The organism is Paenibacillus sp. OK076 (assembly GCF_900110055.1).
Lineage (GTDB): Bacteria > Bacillota > Bacilli > Paenibacillales > Paenibacillaceae > Paenibacillus.
This window is the reverse complement of record NZ_FOCH01000008.1, coordinates 40,835-59,638: the sequence shown is the minus strand read 5'-3', so window position 1 is coordinate 59,638 and position 18,804 is coordinate 40,835. Positions and strand designations below refer to the sequence as shown.

The window sequence follows — 18,804 nt, the reverse complement described above, 5'->3', positions numbered from 1 at the left end:
CTCTGTTCATACTCATTTTGGATTAGGTAAATAACCTATCTCAATATCCTCTTGAATACTGGGGGATTTCTTTTAGTTGCACGATATCATGACCTGTTGGATTCTGGAAGGCACGAAGGCCAAATGTCGGCGCAACGGCGAAGATGTGGTCAAAGATATCGGCTTGAACCGATTCATACACACCCCAGGTGATATCATTGCTGAATGCATAGATTTCAAGTGGTAGTCCGTTATCTCCAGGTGCCAACTGTCTCACGATCAACGTCATATCCTTATGAATTTTCGGATGATTCCTTAGATATTGATGGATATACTCCCTGAATACACCCACATTCGTAAGCTGTCTACCGTTCACAATGCTGTCCGTATTAATGTGGTGTTCCATATTGTATTCGTTAATTTCATTTAATTTTGTCTCGAGATAGTCCGTAAGATAGTGGATCTTCTGAAATTCCCCAATCATTTCCTTGGTGCAGAAGCTTATGCTGCTTGTATCGATATAGACGCTTCTTTTAATCCTTCTGCCACCGGATACCTGCATGCCTCTCCAATTTTTAAATGAATCCGAAATAAGTGCGTAGCTCGGAATCATCGTGATCGTTTTATCGAAATTCATAACCTTTACCGTGTTTAATGTAATATCGATGACGTCGCCGTCGGCATTATATTTGGGCATTTCAATCCAGTCACCAACACGCACCATGTCATTCGATGATAATTGCACGCCTGCCACCAGTCCCAATATGGAATCCTTGAAGACAAGCATCAGAACGGCTGATAACGCACCAAGTCCACTGAGAATAATCAACGGATTCTGACCAATAAGGCTCGAGATGACGATAATGCCCCCAATGATGAAAAGAATAATCTTGGCCACCTGAATGTATCCCTTAATGGGTCTGATCTTGGAGACTTCATAGGAGCGATATATGGTATCAAAGGCATTAAGTAACGCATTTAATACCGTGATGGTTATGACGATCATATAAGTTAGAGCTGCCTTTTCAATCAAAGCCTGATAGGACGGGAAGATATACGCTGAATAATAGATGATAATCGCCGGTACGAGATGCGAGAGCTTGTGAAACACTTTTTTCTCCACAATGATTTTATCCCACGTGTACCGATTGTTGTTGATGATTTGGATAATAATCTTCAGTACGATTTTTTTGGCTATAAAATTGGCCAGTATGGAGACCACAGCGATAAATACCACCATGATCATATTCGAAAGATATCCAATGGTTTGTTCACTCATGCCCGTTCCGTCTAGTTGATTTTTAATAAAGTCCATTGTATCCTCCTGACGCGGTTTATATTAACTTATTATTATAAATTACATTCTAGTACGAAGTAAAATTTCAAAAAAATACAGTAATCGGTTGATGGGGTAAAGGGGGCTTGCCCCCTCACGAGTATCACGTCACACAAATGGGCTAATGTGCATAGACTGGGCTAAATATAAACCAGATCCTTGCATTGGAGATGTGAACATTGAGTAATCCCAAAAATAAAATTAAGACTCAGCCTATTGCCATGAAAAAGCTTTCTCCCGTAAGCATGGTAACGGAGCTTCCACCCGTCCGCGGTAATTTAAGAACCTCTTCCTCAAGTCCAACTAAGGCCATTCATAATGAAAAGGATACAACATCCGCTATCGATGCATGTGTAGACCGCGCTTTTCGTATTCCTATATTTTTGAGTACAACCAACACGGTAAATGACCTGCAAGAGCAATTTCTGACCCGTCTGATTAGGGAAATTGAAGATGCATTGCTCTTTCCCCGCACATTGCCCGTTAGTGAACAATACCCGGAAAACATTCTAACGAATATACGACGCCTGGTTTTTTCAAGCTATGGATTACTCGCAATCAACTTCCGCAGATTTTATGTTCAAATTCTTGATTCCAATGTAGGAGAGCCACCAACGACCACTCCGTTCTGGGAAGGATCGACCTTTTCTCAAATCGAGCCTGCCATGGCCTTTCAATTCGGCATTCCAATCTTATTAGTGAGGGAGAAGGGAACGGACGTCAGTAATGGAATTTGGGCCGGAGGAATCACACCTCTCAACATATTTGTTGACTGGGATTCCGACAATCAATCGGTAGACGATTTCTTTAACAGTGTCCAATGGAGAGAAGTATTTGCTTATTGGGCCGCAGAGGTAAGGGGTAACTATTTGCTTCGCACGGAGCCATTGTTCAATAATTAAACTTCTGGGCTGATGGATACTGGACAAGAAAGAGGACCCTATCATTCCAATGAATGATGGGCCCAATCTACAATACTCTGTTTAACGATTACGAAGAAAATCTCAACAATTCACTTACCGTGACCAATCGGTACCCTTCCGCGACAAGTTCATCCACCAGCACTCGAACTGCTTCCACTGTCTCGGAACGATCCCCGTACCCGTCATGGAAAATTAACACGCTCCCGGGTTTCACCGCAGACCGGGTATGCTCCAGAATGTGCTCAACGCCGGGATTGTCCCAATCCTTCGCATCACCGTTTACCGCACCAATCGTTTGATATCCGCGCTCCGCCGCCAGAGACAGAATGTCATCGTTTACGCCAAAATACGGCGGGCGGAAGCAGCGGGTAGGTTGCCCCGTAATTTCTTGAACCAGACTTTCTGCACGTTGCAGTTCCTCTCCAGCTGCCTTCAGCGTCAGCTTTGTCAGGTCCGGATGCGTGTACGTATGGTTTCCAATCTCATGCCCTTCACGGTGCACCTCCGCCGCAATCTCCGGGTGAGCCTCCATCTCTTTGCCGATCATGAAAAACGTCGCCTGCCCACTCGCACGGCGGAATATCTCAAGCACTTGACGTGTATAGACTGGATGAGGCCCATCATCAAACGTGAACGCCACAACCTTTTCCCTAACAGATACCTGCTCTACCAACGCGATATTAACCATAAAGCAATGACCCCTCTCTGCAACTGCTACGTTCTCCCTTATTATTCCATGACTATATGCTCCGGTCTAGTCCAGAGATCACAATATGCAATTGGAATAGGATGGCGATCAGTGCCACGATTCGAGCATCAGGATTCCATTGCATAAGCTGTCTAGCAAAGGTAAACCATCCTCCAACTCTGCCAAAGTCGGCGTCAATTCGTCATCATGCTTTCAGAAGATTGCCAAGGATGCAGGGGATAGTTATTCCAAAATATGAAGTCCGTTGGCTTTCACCTTGAACTAGATAACACTTTGCCCCATATGATGGATGCTGTCAGTTCTGCAATCCGTATAGCGCCTTACTCCTGTTTTAAGTGATTATATCATAAAATGAAAAGCCACCATCCAGATCACTGGGTGGTGACTTTTGCTTACTCTAATAGAGGCGAGGGGCATCGCCCCCCATTTGGTACTTAATATTATCGATACTTGTAAGACTGGAATAATTGATGTAAGATGTGGGAAATTATCGACAAACGGAGGTATGTTGATGCATCCAAATCGAGAACAACTCCAAGATATTCTGATGCGTGCCAATCAACATGCACGTAAACAAGCGAGAGAATTAGGTGCATCAATTTACTATATAAAGGACAACACACGAATTCGTGAAGATGCTGAAGGAAACATGTTCGAGATCTCTTTTAATTCAGAAGGTAATCGATTAGAGGTTCGTTTTGATAAGTGGTAGAAGAAGTAGAAAGAGACCAGTCAATTGATCCAGTCTCTTTTCTTATATATGTGTGCATGTCTCATATATACCAGCTTTAAACACTTATACAAACAGGTCAACAACGTTGCGGATAATCTCCTCCTTTTTATATGCAAAGTCATTGATACTTGAGAAATATAACTTGTTTGAATTCATAGGAGTTACCATAACAGGCTGTTTAAATAACAGCATGACATAAAGTGAATTATCGGCACCAACCTTAATGTCCTTGTCAAAAAGTCCTTCCCATATCTGCTCAGCCATTTCTGGCATAAATAGATCAGAGTATCTCTCCATGTATGTTTTAACACCGTACTCAGACCACCACCACAAGGAAAAAGTCTTCCATACTCTTTCAGATGTATGAAAAACTGAATCCTCTCGAAACAAACGTTTAAAACAATCTCTAAAATGGATCGTTTTAAACGGGTTATCCATATACTGTTGTTGCTCATACTCCTTTACAATTTCATCCCAACTTGTGCTCAAGTTTTCTTTAAAACTCTCATATTCCAGTAATTCCTGTTCGTTTGAAATTAAGTACTTCCCCGGGAAGATTTCTTTTTCTCCATGGTAGCATTCATAAATATTTTCTATATATAAAAGAAAATTTAAGTCCATAGGGCAGAGGTTACTTATATTCAACTTCTTATGATTACGTGAATGTGCCATATCAGACATTTAATCCTATAACACATGGCGGTACGTACCAACTAAAGAGCTGAGAAGCATCTCTTGCTGAGCCAATTATGGAGACACTGTACTCACCTTTTGGTAAACCTAAACTTACAGTATCATAAGGTGTGGGGAGACCATTTATATATCTTGATATTACCAGTGTACCTGTAAAAAAGTGTACTGTAGAGAATCGAGGATTAACCTCCCATCTGACCGCACCACCAAGGCCAAATGCTGGCTCTATACGAGCATATCCTCCGTCTCCAGAACAAGTACTCAGTGGTCCAACCTCACCGTCAACTGATTGGAGCGCTAAATCATCATCCACACAGACATAATCGCCTTCGACAGTAATACTTTTAGGAAGTGATTCAAAATCTTGTGTGATCTCTACCTCTGGTACTACTTCATTAACTTTACCATCATGCGCAAAAGCATTAAGTGGAAGGGTGAACAGAAAAACAAGTAGCAGCAAAACAATTTTTTTCATCTTTTGTCCTCCCCTTATTTTTTTCATCACCCTTACTATATTACTATTATTTTCTATATTATCAATACTATGTTTGTAAAGATTTCTTAGGATTTTTCAAGTTTTTATCAATACTGATTAATAGTATTTATAGTACTTCAACCTTTACAACTTCGCGCTGATAATCTTATTTCTTCTCTGCTGGTATCGCCTCGAAGCTCTATGAGTCGCTTAGCAATCAATTGTTTCATAGTTGTTGGCCCCACCTTCCAAAAACACATTTCGTGTTGTTGACCTTATTATGTTGAATACATTTCGTGGTGTCAACACGTTTTGTGTTTCTGAATATTTTTTAACACGTATTGTGTTAATATTATGAATGGGTGATAATTGATGGCCACTTTTGGGCAAAAGTTACGTGCAATTCGCACGGGAAATAATCTAACGCAAAAAGACCTTGCTACAATATTCAAGGTCAGTGAAAGCGCGATTGGTATGTATGAAAGAGACGAACGGGAACCGTCATTCAAATTTATTAATGATGCTGCAGACCGTTTTGAGGTAACCACAGATTACTTACTAGGAAGAACTAGTGATACAAATCAAGGTACATCTAAGGTTATTTCAAAAGGAGTAAAAGAATTCCTTAGTGCAATTGAATTAGCTGACGATGAAGCAATTTTGAAGCTAAAAGGAATGTTGCGCCACGAAGGTAATGAGTTATCAGATGATGCTATAAGAGAAATTATTTCTTATGCTCGTTACAAAGCAAATCAAGAATAATGTCTGGTAGTTCAAATCGGAGTTCTTCAAAAATGTCCTTAACTTCGTATTCTTCTGTTTTCTCTTGGTCCATGCTGCCACTTCCGTTCCTGTTTCTTGATAAAAAATAGAACAATTGTTCCTATTTAATTCTAACATGTGCTCCTATGATTGGTAAATCCTCAGCAGTTATTTCTTATAATTATATATGTGGATCAGCACAGGAACGCTCACACTGGAGTAAAGAGTTACATCTGAAGAACGGCTGCATCAAAACAACATCTTACCATCATCTCGTAAATCGTCTTTACGAAGTGATGTTTACATATATAACACCTAATGTACGAGCAAATTCCCCAACCGATGGGACAGAGAAAAGAGAAGGTATAGAAAGATGAAAAAAATAGCTTTATTTACTATGGTTTTTGCACTTGTAGCAGTATTATCAGCATGCGGAGATACAAAGGAGAATTCTTCTTCGCAAGCCAGCCAAACAGAAACCAAACAAAAAGAAATTGAAGCAGAAAACCAAAAACTAAAAGAAGAAGCTGAAGCTTTGAAAAAAGAGTTGGCTGAAAAAGAAGCTTCCGAAGTTGAAACTGCAGCTACTGAGGTGAACACAGAAACGCAAGAACCAGAAACTAAAAGTGCTGTTACCGCGGAAATGATGAGTGTAGTTGTTCCTAATCTTGTAGAGGGTGGCGCTGTTGACCAAAAAACCTACGATTATTTGGTAAAACATGCTGATCTCTTTCCAGCTGTAACTGCTGAAACAAAAAAAGCTGCAACCAAGGAAGTAGATAGCAAAATCACTTCGAAGCACCTCTTTAAAAATATTACCCCTTACCTTGATAAGATGGTAAAAGTAACTGGTACCGTTGTGCAAGTACAAGAAGAAGAAACAGATTTCGGCACTGTAGCGTCTATACATATCATGGACGAATCCGGTAACTCCTTAATCGGTTATTATAATAATTCAACAGGAGATATTCTCGACGGTGATGATGTGACAATGCGCGGAGTTCCTACAGCAGTCTATTCTTTTGACAATATAAGTGGTGGAACTACGAATGCTATTATGTTGGCCGTTTCTACAGTTCAAAAAGTCCAATAATAAACTAACAGCAGATAAGCCCTACGGGGCTTTTCTTTCGCACAAATAACCGAACATACATTCCTAAAAGGAGCGAGTAAAATGAAGGCGGCCCTATACATCCGCGTCAGTACCGACCGACAACACGAGGAAGGATTCTCGATGGAGGCTCAACATGATCTCTTATGGAACTACTGGAGAAGAAAGGAATGGAGTTATACCGCGTTTACTCCGATCCAGGAATCAGTGGTAGAACGATTAAAAAGCGCCCTGGTATTCAAAGGCTTATAGAAGATATGAAAGCTGGAAAGTTCGATGCTGTATTGATTCATAAGTTGGATCGACTCAGCCGCAACCTGGGAGACTTGTATGACTTTATTGCCATGATCAACAAGCTTAATAAGCGTTTCGTTGTGGCATCTTTGGGGAGCGAGGAAATAGACACACAATCTCCAATGGGGAAAGCTTTCCTGTACTTTAACGGAATTTTTGCTGAAATTTATTCGGATAACCTTCGGGAGGAAACCTTAAAGGGATTTACAAAGAAAATGGAGAACGGTGGGCTGCATATGTCCAAGGCTCCTCTCGGGTATGATATCGAATTGATCGATGGAGAGCGTAAGCTGATAGTAAATGAATACGAAGCAGGACTGATTAAAGAAGTATTCCGGCTGTACCTTGCTGGCAAAGGGGTTGTGTCCATAGCGAAACATATGAATGGGCACAGTCGTGGAAAAGAAGGTGGAGTATGGGACAGCAAGTATGTAAGGATCTTACTGCAGAACCATACTTACACCGGTCATAATCACTTCAAGCCGGTACTGTGGGAAGAATCCAAAAGAATCATCAAACCTGGGGAACATGAAGCAATTATTTCTATGGAGGATTTCCTGAATGTACGTAGATGATGGAGCGACGTGGAGAGAATCACATGAGCAAACATAGTTATGATTATCCGTATGGAGGAATTGTTAAATGGGGGGCATGTGGGGCAACATACATTGGTAATGCGTCAAGACAGACACTCGTAGATGGAACCGTACGAGTATATAGGAGTTACCGCTGCCGAAATCAGTATTCAAACAAAACTTGTGATGCTCCAGGGATTTCAGAACATCACCTTCAGCAGCTCGTCTTCGAGGGACTGCAGATCACCAATAAAAAACTTCAGGACAAAAAAACGAGCGCTCAGGCTAAGAATGATCAACGCATGCTGCAAAAAGAAATAGAAGTGTCGAATCGCCGGCGAAAGAACTGGATGCTTGCCCTGGGAGACGGTAAACTCTCTGCTGATGATTATGCTGGGCTGATCGATGAGGAAGAAGCAAGAATGAAGGCAATCAATGCTCAATATGAAGAAAAAGAGGATTATTACATCAACGAGCTGTCGACCGAGGAAATAAAAGAGATGATGGCAAACTTAAAAGAAAACTGGATACTGATCGAACCAGAAACCCAAAAGCTACTGGTGCAATCCATGTTCCGTCAGGTTGTAATAAAAAAAGAATCAGCTCGGTGGACCATCCCTCAGATGCTCACCGTCTGATTCTTTTTTTTCTTGGAGATTTTCTCTAAACGCCTTCAACATAGTACTTAGTCGTTAAGTACCATCTTGGAGGCGAGGGGAGTCGAACCCCTGTCCGAAGATAACGACACATAAGCTTCTACGGGTGTAGTCACAGTTTTGATGTCACCCGAGTATCGCCCCGTAACCGGCTATACGTTGGGTCAGCCTGATTGTCTTCTTCAGCACACCCCAGGCGGAGATGTGACAGCGTATCCCACTACTTGTTAGCCCCTAATCCTGTCACATGGGCGATGCAGGTTAGAAGCACGCACACAGTTTCTTAGGCTGCGAAAGCGTAGTTTGTTTGTTGTTTGCCGTTTAATAGGCTTTAGCGTTGATGAAGTGGACGCGTCCCCACTACCCGCTACCCATGCTCGAACTATCCCCGTCGAATCCATAAACGCCCCCTCATATAAGAAGGGCTCCAGGATTAATCCGTGAATACGGAGCAAAGGTGCTGCACATCTTTTTCCTCCAAGGTAAAAAGATGCTTCTTTCAAACTCGGCATTCCTGTCTGCTACAAGAACATCATAACACAGGAACAATCACCGATATAGTACAGATTGCTGGAAGACGTTCCAGCAGGCTGAGCAACTGTGCAAGTTTAACCAACACACATATGAGGCTCAAGCGTCTACATATTATACCGCGTCCCTCAAGGGAAGTAAAGTTGAGTACCGAAGTGCAGACAATTCATGAACATGAACAACTTTTCTTAACTATCTTACCCACGATCCGAACAAAGTACGCAGTTATCAGCAAACTTACTCCAACGATTCTTTCCAGCAAACTTCAGAAGTTTTACCCGGTACCACATTACTAACATTTTTATTAGACAGGACGTGGCAACAACTGGGGTATCTCATATCAGAAACTGGCACAATAATCTGACAAACTTGGCCGTTATATTGCAGGTCAGCGTGATGCGCCAAACTCATCACACCGCTCCCCCGTAGCAAGGCCTCTCTAATCAAATCAAAAAATCCCAAGCTCACCCCATTACGGGCAAAACTTGAGATCCTGATTTATAACACAACTCGGGTTTCTCACTAACTACCATGTGCTATTCAACACATAGCAATCCGCAAATCCCAATCAACGAGCAACCTTCTGCTTCTCGCGCAGTACCCGTTGAATATCACGTTGTGCATCGCGTTTTGCAGCAGACTCCCGTTTATCGTACTGCTTCTTACCTTTACCCAGTCCGAGCAATAGCTTCGCATACCCGTTACGAATATAGATCTTCAGCGGCACAATGCTGTATCCGTCCTGCTTCGACAGCCCAAGCAGCTTGTGAATCTGCACTTTATGCATCAACAACTTGCGCGTACGTGTTGGATCAATTGGATTATGACGGTTCCCTTGTTCAAAAGGACTAATATGCATATTGTGAATATGAATCTCACCGTTCCGAATCGTGGCAAATGCATCGCCAATATTCGCACGGCCGTTACGAAGAGATTTGATCTCCGTTCCGGTAAGCACCATGCCCGCTTCATACGTATCTTCAATGAAGTAGTCATGGGAAGCCTTTTTATTCTGTGCAAGCACTTTACTCTGTCCATCATTCTTGCCCATGTCCTCACTCCTTCTCCGTAAAATAAGCCGGTACCTATGCTCTACAGCAGCGCACCACACATTTCTCTTGGTACCACATGCCAGACCTTAATTGTAGCAAGGACCGCTGTTAAAATCAAGAAAGAGGCGGTCTGCGCCGCCCCTTCTCATTCCATTCATTTCTTGCTCAGCGAAACGCGATTACTTTTTCTTCTTCCGTACAAACGCTGCCGTGCCATTACCAGCTGCACCTTTATTCTTCTTGCGCTTACGACGTGGTGCTCCGCCTTCCTGAACACCGCCTGGTGTAGCTCCTTCTCCGATAAACACACCGCTAGGTGAGGTGTTTTTGCGTCCACTACCGCCTTTTCCACCTTTACCGCCGCCCTTGCCGGACTTAAAGCTACCTTCACCGCGACTGCTGCCGCTGTTCAGACCAGTCCCTTGTCCACTAGCTGAAGTGCCTTCCTGGCCACCCGCTGTAGAACTATAACCGCCTTTGCCCGAGCCAAAACCAAAGCTTACCGCTCCCTTGCTCCGGCCAGCTGATCCGCCAGTATCTCCAGCACGACGCTCTCCTCTCGGTTTGCCGCCACCTTTGCCACCCGCGCTTCCTGCTGTGTTCGAAGCTCCGCTACGACCGCCACGGCCGCCTTTGCTGCTCTCATCGGCAGATCTGCCACCACGGCTGCCTCCAGCACCAGTTGGGGCACCTTTACCACCACGCGAGCCACTGAATCCACCAGAACCACTCTTCGCACCGCCGCGTCCTCCGCCACCAGCAGGACGTCCACCTTTACCGCCACGTCCACCATTGAAGCCACCTGGACGTTCGCCGCGAGGTTTCATGTCGACCATTTCAAAGTCAATTGTGTACTCCTCCATGCTCACACGCGCCACACGAATCTTCACTTCATCACCGATGCGGAAGACTTTGGAGGTGCGTTCGCCAATCAGAGCCATATGTTGATCATCAAAATGGTAATAGTCGTCTGTGAGCGCACTCAGGCGAATCAGACCTTCTACCGTATTCTCCAGTTCAATGAACATACCGAAGCTGGTAACACTGCTGATCATGCCTTCGAACTCTTCGCCGACTTTATCGAGCATGTACTCGGCTTTCTTCATTTTCTCTGTATCCCGTTCAGCTTCAACCGCCACACGCTCACGTTCCGAAGATTGCTGTGCAATATCGGCCATACGTGCAGCCAGATACTCTTGACGGTTCTCAGGCAATGCCCCATTGTTCTCAATCACTTCCCGTATAACACGGTGAATGACGAGGTCGGGATAACGACGGATTGGTGATGTGAAGTGACTGTAGAACTCTGCCGCCAGGCCAAAGTGACCGGACATCTCGGAATCATACTTGGCCTGTTTCATGGAACGCAACATCATTGTACTGATAACCGTCTGTTCCTTTGTTCCGTTAATATCCTCAAGCAGGGATTGAAGCGCCCGTGGATGAATCGCGTTGCCACGTCCTTTGACGTGGTGTCCGAAATTCGCCGCAAAGGCGAGAAAATTTTGCAGTTTTTCCTGATCTGGATCTTCATGCACACGATAGATGAACGGAACCTTCAACCAGTGGAAATGCTCTGCTACCGTTTCATTAGCTGCCAGCATGAATTCCTCAATGATTTGCTCCGCAATCGAACGCTCCCGTTTCACGATATCGACTGGTTTGCATTCTTCATCCACAATGATTTTGGATTCTTCAAAATCAAAGTCAACCGCACCGCGGCGCATACGCATCGCACGAAGCTTCAAGGCAATCTCTTTCATCAAGTGGAAATCATCCACCAGATCCTTGTAACGCTCCAACAATTCAGGCTCTTCACCTTCAAGAATTTTACGAACGTTGGAATACGTCATCCGCTCTTTGGTCTTGATCACACTTGTGAAAATGTCGTGTTTCACAACCTTCATCTGGTCGTTGAACTCCATCTCACAAGAAAGGGTCAAGCGATCTACTTGTGGGTTCAAACTACAGATCCCGTTGGACAACCGTTGCGGAAGCATCGGAATAACACGGTCCACCAGATACACGCTGCATCCGCGGTTGTAAGCCTCCTGATCCAACTTGGAGTTCTCCTGCACATAATAGCCTACATCGGCAATATGAACGCCCAGACGGTAGTTACCGTTAGGCAGTTTCTCCACATTGACAGCGTCATCGAGATCCTTCGCGTCTTCGCCATCAATCGTAACGATATTCAGCCCACGCAGATCGCGGCGACCTTGCTGGATAATTTCTTCTTCCGTAATGGCATCCGGTGCTTTTTCGGATTCTTCCACCACTTCATCCGGGAAGGCTTCAGGCAGCTGATGTTTACGAATTACGGACAAAATATCAATACCCGGCTCATCCTTATGACCGAGAATCTCGATCACTTCACCTTCTGCTGCTGCCCGGCCCTCTGGATAGCTGACGATTTTGGCAACCACCTTTTGCCCATCTACAGCTCCATTAAAGTTCGTACGCGGGATGAAGATATCCCGGTTAATCCGCTTGTCGTCCGGAATGACGAAGCCATAAACCTCGTGGCTTTGGAATACACCAACCACTTGCGTGACCGCACGGGTAACAATACGGACGATCTCACCTTCCAAGCGACCGCCAGAAGGGCCTTGGGACGTGACTTTAACCAATACCGTGTCACCATTCATCGCGCTTTTCATATCATTGGCATGGATGTACACATCCGGGTGCTCCTGATCCTCAGGGATGAGGAAAGCAAACCCTTTCGCATGAGCCTGCAAACGTCCGCGCACCAAATCCATACGTTCTGGCATACCGTAGCGGTTATTGCGGGTCAGCAGGACTTTACCGGATTCCTCCAACGTATTAAGCATAATTAAAAAGGCTTTGAAATCAGCTGCGTCTTCGATCTCGAAGTGCTGTTCCAGTTCCTGATAAGTCATCGGTTTATAAGCGGTCTCCCGCATGAAGTCGAGCAATTGTTGTTCTGTTATCATTAATATTCACCTCGGGAAACATAAAAGTGTAATCTTGTCTCATCTCTCTATGTATCAGTAACCTTACAGATGTAAAAGCCCTTTACCGCAGGCCACACTATCTCATACCCTAGTATACACGAATTCAATCCGGCGCATCCGTACCCTGCAAAATAAACCAAGCATGCATGGCCCCTTGCATAACCGCGCTTTCATGCATCATAACTGCATTTATGCTACATGTGTTTTGCTCTCGAAAAGACAGAAAAGAATCGGCCCAGAACAGGGCGAATATGTAGGAAGGTAACCGTACAGAAGTGAGAAGAAATCGAAGATCAGAATCATGTGGTTCATTGGAAAAGACTGGTCATGGATGAATTTATTAAAAAACCTCCGTTTCTTCTCGAAACGAAGGTTAATCATTCAAGCGTTCCTGCTCGAAACTATCTCGTTACATAAGGCACTCCGGCTTACTTGGAGACAACCGTAACGATGATAGACAAAATGAAGAATCCTGCACCCAGTACAACTGTTGCACGTTGCAGGAAAAGATCCAGTCCGCGCGCTTTCGTTTTACCGAAAAGATGTTCCGCACCACCGGAGATGGCACCCGCCAAACCAGCGCTTTTCCCGTGCTGCAGCAATACTACAGTGATTAGACCGATCGAAAACACCACGAGCAGCAATTTCAAAGCAATATCCATTCTTTCCACCTCCTACCCATGTGGGCATAACATCTCACCATAAAAACAGTTACTTTAATTGTAACACAGCTATTAACGTGATACAAGTAGTGGCATTTCCTCAATTACTGAGATACAGCCAATATTTTCAACCCTTTTAATCTTAAGCAATTATAGTGAACTTAATAAAAAAGACAAGCCGGTTATCCGGCTTGCCTAATGTTGTCGTAAGACAACTTATTTTTTGAGGTTGTAGAATCCTTTGAGACCATTGTATTGAGCCAGTTCACCCAGTTGATCCTCGATGCGGAGCAATTGGTTGTACTTCGCGATACGGTCTGTACGGGAAGGAGCACCCGTTTTGATTTGACCTGCGTTTGTTGCAACAGCGATATCAGCGATTGTGCTGTCTTCGGACTCACCGGAACGGTGGGAGATTACAGCAGTGTATCCTGCACGTTTAGCCATTTCGATTGCATCGAATGTTTCAGTCAATGTACCGATTTGGTTTACTTTGATCAGGATGGAGTTACCGATACCTTCTTCGATACCTCTACCCAGGCGCTCTGTGTTCGTTACGAACAGGTCATCACCAACGAGTTGTACTTTGTCTCCCAATTTTTCTGTGAGCAATTTCCAACCATCCCAGTCATCTTCGGACATACCGTCTTCAATTGTGATGATTGGGTATTTCTCAACCCAAGAAGCCAGAAGGTCAACATATTCAGCGGAAGTGTAAGATTTACCTTCGCCAGCAAGTGTGTACTTACCATCTTTGTAGAACTCAGTGGAAGCAACGTCCATACCCAGGAATACGTCAACGCCTGGTTTGTAACCTGCTTTTTCAATTGCTTCGATGATTGTAGTGATTGCTTCTTCGTTCGAACCAAGGTTCGGTGCGAAACCACCTTCGTCACCCACAGCTGTGTTCAGGCCTTTGGAGCTCAGTACAGATTTCAGGTTGTGGAAGATTTCTGCGCCTACGCGGAGAGCTTCTTTGAATGTTGGTGCTCCAACAGGAAGAACCATGAACTCTTGAACGTCGATGTTGTTGTCAGCATGCTCACCACCGTTGATGATGTTCATCATTGGTACTGGAAGTGCTTTAGCGTTGAATCCGCCCAGGTAAACGTACAATGGCAGATCCAGAGCGTCAGCAGCTGCACGAGCTACAGCCATGGATACAGCCAGGATTGCGTTAGCACCCAGTTTACCTTTGTTTGGCGTACCATCCAAAGTGATCATCAATTTGTCGATACCCAGTTGATCCAATGCATCCATACCGATTACTTCTGGAGCGATTGTTTCGTTTACGTTTTTAACAGCTTGCAGAACACCTTTACCGAGATAACGGGATTTGTCGCCATCGCGAAGCTCAACAGCTTCGTGGGCACCAGTGGATGCACCGGATGGAACGATAGCGCGTCCGATTGCGCCGGACTCCAGGTATACTTCAACTTCAACTGTAGGGTTACCGCGGGAGTCGAGGACTTCGCGAGCGTACACGTCAGAAATAATAGTCATGAGTGATAATCTCCTTTAATTTTAAATTTATTTTTAATACGTTCAGAATAGCCTGAGTTTCACCAGTCCACTCCGCACGCAGTACCATCTTCCGATCGCTGTTATCCCCTGATTCCTTTGAACTTATTTTCATAAGTTGGAATCATGTGATAAAGGCGAACGCTTCGCTTCTTCAGATCGGTTCTGCTTGCTTCGTTCCGGGTTCCACTTTGTATTATTCAACAACCTATTAAAACTAATTATTTACGGGTAGCGATGACAGATGTTCCTGTCATTTCTTCCGGTTTAGGCAATTGCATCAAGTCAAGAATCGTTGGAGCGATATCCGCGAGGATTCCGCCCTCACGCAGGGTAACATTAGCATCTGTAACGATGAATGGAACCGGGTTCGTTGTGTGAGCCGTGAACGGACGTCCTTGCTCATCAAACACCATATCCGCGTTACCATGATCCGCAGTAATCAGCACAACGCCGCCTTTAGCGAGAACTGCATCCACAACACGGCCCATGCATTCATCCGTTACTTCTACTGCCTTAATCGTAGGCTCCAGCATGCCGGAGTGTCCAACCATATCAGGGTTAGCGAAGTTCAGAATGATGGCGTCATGTTTGTCTGCTTCAATCTCGCGAACACATGCGTCAGCTACTTCATACGCGCTCATCTCCGGCTGCAAGTCGTACGTTGCAACTTTTGGTGAGTTGATCAGCACGCGTGTTTCGCCCGGAAGCTCAACATCACGGCCGCCGCTGAAGAAGAAGGTTACGTGCGGGTATTTTTCGGTTTCTGCAATACGCAATTGTTTCTTGTTATTCTGTACCAGAACTTCACCCAGCGTGTTGTCGAGGTTTTTAGGCGAGTAAGCCACATAACCTTCAACGGTCTCGCTGAACAAGGTCAGGCACACGAAGTGCAAGCCCACAGGGAACTTCGGACCACGGTCGAAACCACGGAAATCCTGGTTCGTGAATACTTGCGACAATTGGATCGCACGGTCAGGACGGAAGTTGAGGAAAATGACGGAATCGCCGCTCTCCACCAGACCTACAGGCTGGCCATCCGCTTTAACGATAACCGTTGGTTCAACGAATTCGTCAAAGACGGATTTTTCATACGATTCTTCAACTGCTTTGAGTGGATCAGTGTATTTAGGTCCATCACCATAAACGATGGCACGATATGATTTCTCAACACGTTCCCAACGTTTGTCACGGTCCATCGCATAGTAGCGACCTTGAACCGTTGCGATTTGTCCTACACCGACTTCTTCAATTTTGGCAATCAGCTTCTGCATGAATTCTTTACCGCTATCCGGCATAACATCACGGCCATCCAAGAAGGCGTGAATGTATACGTCATTCATTTCTTCTTTTTTGGCGAGATCCAGCATAGCGAACAAGTGGTCGATGTGACTATGTACGCCGCCATCGGACAACAAACCATACAAGTGAAGCTTTTTACCGTTTTGTTTTGCTTCGCGAACAGCTTTGACAAGTGTTTCATTGTCGTAGAACTCACCGTCACGAATCGATTTGGAGATACGAGTCAAATCCTGGTATACGATCCGGCCGGCACCAATGTTCAGGTGACCTACCTCGGAGTTCCCCATTTGCCCTTCTGGCAAACCTACAGCTTCACCGCAAGCAGTGAGAGTTGTGTGTGGGAATTGGCTCATAAAACGGTCATAGTTCGGTTTCTTGGCTTGCGCAACCGCGTTGCCTTCCTCCGTGTTACGAAGACCAAAGCCGTCCATAATGATCAGCGCTACAGGTTTTGGAGCTGTCATTACTTCGCCCCCTCAACAAGCGCGATGAACGAAGCCGGCTGCAAGCTGGCACCGCCAACAAGTGCGCCGTCGATGTCGCTTTGTCCGAGGTATTCTGTTACGTTCTCAGGTTTAACACTGCCGCCGTATTGAATACGAACTGCATCTGCTACCTTTTGGTCGTACAGATCCTTCACCAGCGTACGGATGTAAGCAATAACTTCATTCGCATCTTGGGAAGTGGAGGATTTGCCTGTACCAATCGCCCAGATTGGCTCATAAGCGATAACGACTTGTGCCGCTTGCTCTGCAGACAGACCTGCCAAAGCAGCTTCTGTTTGCACTTTGCATACGTCTTTCGTTTGGTTCGCTTCGCGCTCTTCTAGCGTTTCACCAAGGCAAAAGATTGGAGTCAATCCGTGACGGAATGCTGCATGCAACTTTTTATTGACAGTCTCATCGGTTTCCGCAAAATATTGACGGCGCTCCGAGTGACCAATAATGACATAATCCACACCCAGTTCTTTCAGCATAACGCCGCTGATTTCACCTGTGAATGCACCGTTGTCTTCAAAATGAAGATTTTGTGCACCAATTTTGATGTTTGTGCCTTTAACAGCTTCTACCAGGGATGGCAGATTCGTAAACGGTGCGCAAATAACAGTCTCTACGCCTTCAACTTCCGCTTTTCCTTTGACTTCCTGAATGAAGTCATTGGATTCGGAAACCGTTTTGAACATTTTCCAGTTACCTGCGATAATCGGTGTTCTCATGGTTTTCAACTCCTTCATGCTATAGCTTAAAGCTTACTTGTCGTTCAATGCAACTACGCCAGGAAGCACTTTGCCTTCCATGAACTCGAGCGATGCACCGCCACCTGTAGAGATGTGGTCCATTTTGTCAGCCAGTTTGAACTTCTCAGCTGCTGCTGCGGAGTCACCGCCACCAATGATGGTGTATGCCGATGTCTCAGCGCAAGCTTCTGCTACTGCACGAGTACCGTGGGAGAAAGGCTCGATTTCGAATACGCCCATTGGTCCGTTCCATACAACAAGTTTGGAGTTTTTAACAACGTCAGCATAGATCTCACGTGTTTTAGGACCGATGTCGATACCTTCCCAATCTGCAGGAATGTCGCCAACTTCAACAATCTTCGTATTTGCGTTAGCGCTGAAGTCATCGGAGATAACGATATCAACTGGCAGATAGAAGTTTTTACCCAGTTTCTTTGCTTTTTCGATAAAGCCCAGAGCAACATCCAGTTTGGACTCATCCAGCAGGGATTGACCTACTTCATGACCTTGAGCCTTCATGAATGTGTAGGAAAGACCGCCACCGATGATTACGTTGTCTGCAATGTTCAACAGGTTGTCGATCACATCGATTTTGTCTTTAACTTTGGAACCACCGATGATGGCTGTGAAAGGACGCTCAGGGTTGGAGATGGCTTTACCCAACACTTCCAGTTCTTTCTCCATCAACAGGCCGGATACTGCTGGCAGCAGGTGAGCGATACCTTCTGTCGAAGCATGTGCTCTGTGCGCTGCGCCGAATGCATCGTTAACAAATACGTCAGCCAGTTCAGCAAATTGTTTCGCGAGTTCCGGATCGTTTTTCTCTTCGCCTGCGTGGAAACGAACGTTCTCAAGCAACAATACGTCGCCGTTGTTCAGTTCAGCGACTTGAGCTTTTACGGTTTCGCCAACGGAATCGTCAGCTTTAACCACTTTTTTACCAAGCAACTCGGACAAACGCTCAGCCGCTGGAGTCAAACGCAAGGATTCAACCACTTCGCCATTTGGACGACCCATGTGGCTTGCCAAAATAACTTTAGCGCCTTTTTCGATCAAATAGTTGATCGTAGGAAGCGTGGCACGAATACGTTTGTCATCTGTAATTTTACCATCTTCGAGCGGCACATTAAAATCTACACGGACAAAAGCCCGTTTTCCTGTCAATTCGATATCACGTACACTTTTTTTGTTCATCTGTATTTCCTCCGCACCCATGTATTTGGTGGACCAATCAAGGGCCCAAATCCCTTGTCAATCCTGGTGTTTTTGAGAAAT

The 18,804-nt window shown here is 44.9% G+C and carries 17 protein-coding genes and 1 other RNA gene; 6 read left to right on the top strand and 12 right to left on the bottom strand.

Annotated features, from left to right (window positions below; genetic code table 11):
• Nucleotides 1-40 precede the first annotated feature (40 nt).
• The gene (locus tag BMY78_RS30455; protein ID WP_090905013.1) at nt 41-1,294 is read right to left on the bottom strand and encodes a mechanosensitive ion channel family protein; all 1,254 of its coding nucleotides are present in this window, start codon (nt 1,292-1,294) and stop codon (nt 41-43) included.
• A 200-nt stretch (nt 1,295-1,494) separates the two neighbouring features.
• Here BMY78_RS30455 and BMY78_RS30450 point away from each other — a divergent pair, with 200 nt between their 5' ends.
• Nucleotides 1,495-2,217 (top strand): hypothetical protein, encoded by a 723-nt coding sequence (locus BMY78_RS30450; protein WP_090905011.1) that lies wholly within the window; start codon nt 1,495-1,497, stop codon nt 2,215-2,217.
• An 88-nt stretch (nt 2,218-2,305) separates the two neighbouring features.
• Here BMY78_RS30450 and BMY78_RS30445 read toward each other — a convergent pair whose 3' ends face one another.
• The gene (locus BMY78_RS30445) at nt 2,306-2,926 is read right to left on the bottom strand and encodes a polysaccharide deacetylase family protein (protein ID WP_090905008.1); all 621 of its coding nucleotides are present in this window, start codon (nt 2,924-2,926) and stop codon (nt 2,306-2,308) included.
• A 532-nt stretch (nt 2,927-3,458) separates the two neighbouring features.
• On the opposite strand from BMY78_RS30445, the gene BMY78_RS30440 reads away from it, so the two are divergent.
• Complete coding sequence (locus BMY78_RS30440) at nt 3,459-3,659, top strand: hypothetical protein (RefSeq protein WP_090905006.1); 201 nt, start codon at nt 3,459-3,461, stop codon at nt 3,657-3,659.
• 84 nt (nt 3,660-3,743) lie between these two features.
• On the opposite strand, the gene BMY78_RS30435 is transcribed toward BMY78_RS30440, so the two are convergent.
• On the bottom strand, nt 3,744-4,352 hold the full coding sequence (locus BMY78_RS30435) for a hypothetical protein (RefSeq protein ID WP_090905003.1): 609 nt from the start codon (nt 4,350-4,352) through the stop codon (nt 3,744-3,746).
• 1 nt (nt 4,353) lies between these two features.
• Nucleotides 4,354-4,848 carry a hypothetical protein gene (locus BMY78_RS30430; RefSeq protein WP_090905001.1) on the bottom strand — a complete coding sequence of 165 codons (495 nt, stop codon included), beginning with the start codon at nt 4,846-4,848 and terminating at the stop codon, nt 4,354-4,356.
• 372 nt (nt 4,849-5,220) lie between these two features.
• On the opposite strand from BMY78_RS30430, the gene BMY78_RS30425 reads away from it, so the two are divergent.
• From BMY78_RS30425 to BMY78_RS30410, 4 genes are all read left to right on the top strand, one after another.
• The gene (locus BMY78_RS30425; protein ID WP_090904999.1) at nt 5,221-5,610 is read left to right on the top strand and encodes a helix-turn-helix domain-containing protein; all 390 of its coding nucleotides are present in this window, start codon (nt 5,221-5,223) and stop codon (nt 5,608-5,610) included.
• A 373-nt stretch (nt 5,611-5,983) separates the two neighbouring features.
• Nucleotides 5,984-6,703 (top strand): hypothetical protein, encoded by a 720-nt coding sequence (locus BMY78_RS33665; protein ID WP_090904997.1) that lies wholly within the window; start codon nt 5,984-5,986, stop codon nt 6,701-6,703.
• A 164-nt stretch (nt 6,704-6,867) separates the two neighbouring features.
• Nucleotides 6,868-7,590 (top strand): recombinase family protein, encoded by a 723-nt coding sequence (locus tag BMY78_RS30415; protein ID WP_090904995.1) that lies wholly within the window; start codon nt 6,868-6,870, stop codon nt 7,588-7,590.
• A 23-nt stretch (nt 7,591-7,613) separates the two neighbouring features.
• Nucleotides 7,614-8,228: a recombinase zinc ribbon domain-containing protein gene (locus BMY78_RS30410; protein WP_177185925.1), complete on the top strand. Its 615-nt coding sequence runs from the start codon at nt 7,614-7,616 to the stop codon at nt 8,226-8,228.
• Between the two features lie 66 nt (nt 8,229-8,294).
• On the opposite strand, the gene ssrA is transcribed toward BMY78_RS30410, so the two are convergent.
• From ssrA to pgk, 8 genes are all read right to left on the bottom strand, one after another.
• Nucleotides 8,295-8,657, bottom strand: a transfer-messenger RNA (tmRNA) gene (gene ssrA, locus BMY78_RS30405).
• Between the two features lie 688 nt (nt 8,658-9,345).
• A complete protein-coding gene (smpB, locus tag BMY78_RS30400; protein ID WP_024629496.1) occupies nt 9,346-9,828 on the bottom strand; it encodes an SsrA-binding protein SmpB in 483 nt (160 codons plus the stop codon).
• Between the two features lie 180 nt (nt 9,829-10,008).
• Nucleotides 10,009-12,786 carry a ribonuclease R gene (gene rnr, locus BMY78_RS30395; protein WP_090904991.1) on the bottom strand — a complete coding sequence of 926 codons (2,778 nt, stop codon included), beginning with the start codon at nt 12,784-12,786 and terminating at the stop codon, nt 10,009-10,011.
• A 449-nt stretch (nt 12,787-13,235) separates the two neighbouring features.
• Nucleotides 13,236-13,469 (bottom strand): preprotein translocase subunit SecG, encoded by a 234-nt coding sequence (secG, locus tag BMY78_RS30390; RefSeq protein WP_024629498.1) that lies wholly within the window; start codon nt 13,467-13,469, stop codon nt 13,236-13,238.
• Nucleotides 13,470-13,685: 216 nt separating this feature from the next.
• A complete protein-coding gene (eno, locus tag BMY78_RS30385; RefSeq protein ID WP_090904989.1) occupies nt 13,686-14,972 on the bottom strand; it encodes a phosphopyruvate hydratase in 1,287 nt (428 codons plus the stop codon).
• 239 nt (nt 14,973-15,211) lie between these two features.
• The gene (gene gpmI / locus BMY78_RS30380) at nt 15,212-16,756 is read right to left on the bottom strand and encodes a 2,3-bisphosphoglycerate-independent phosphoglycerate mutase (protein WP_090904987.1); all 1,545 of its coding nucleotides are present in this window, start codon (nt 16,754-16,756) and stop codon (nt 15,212-15,214) included.
• The gene (gene tpiA, locus BMY78_RS30375; protein WP_090904985.1) at nt 16,756-17,508 is read right to left on the bottom strand and encodes a triose-phosphate isomerase; all 753 of its coding nucleotides are present in this window, start codon (nt 17,506-17,508) and stop codon (nt 16,756-16,758) included. Before tpiA ends, gpmI begins: the two co-directional genes overlap by 1 nt.
• Before the next feature lie 33 nt (nt 17,509-17,541).
• Entirely contained in the window at nt 17,542-18,723 is a 1,182-nt protein-coding gene (gene pgk, locus BMY78_RS30370; protein ID WP_090904983.1) for a phosphoglycerate kinase, read from the bottom strand.
• Nucleotides 18,724-18,804: the final 81 nt, after the last annotated feature.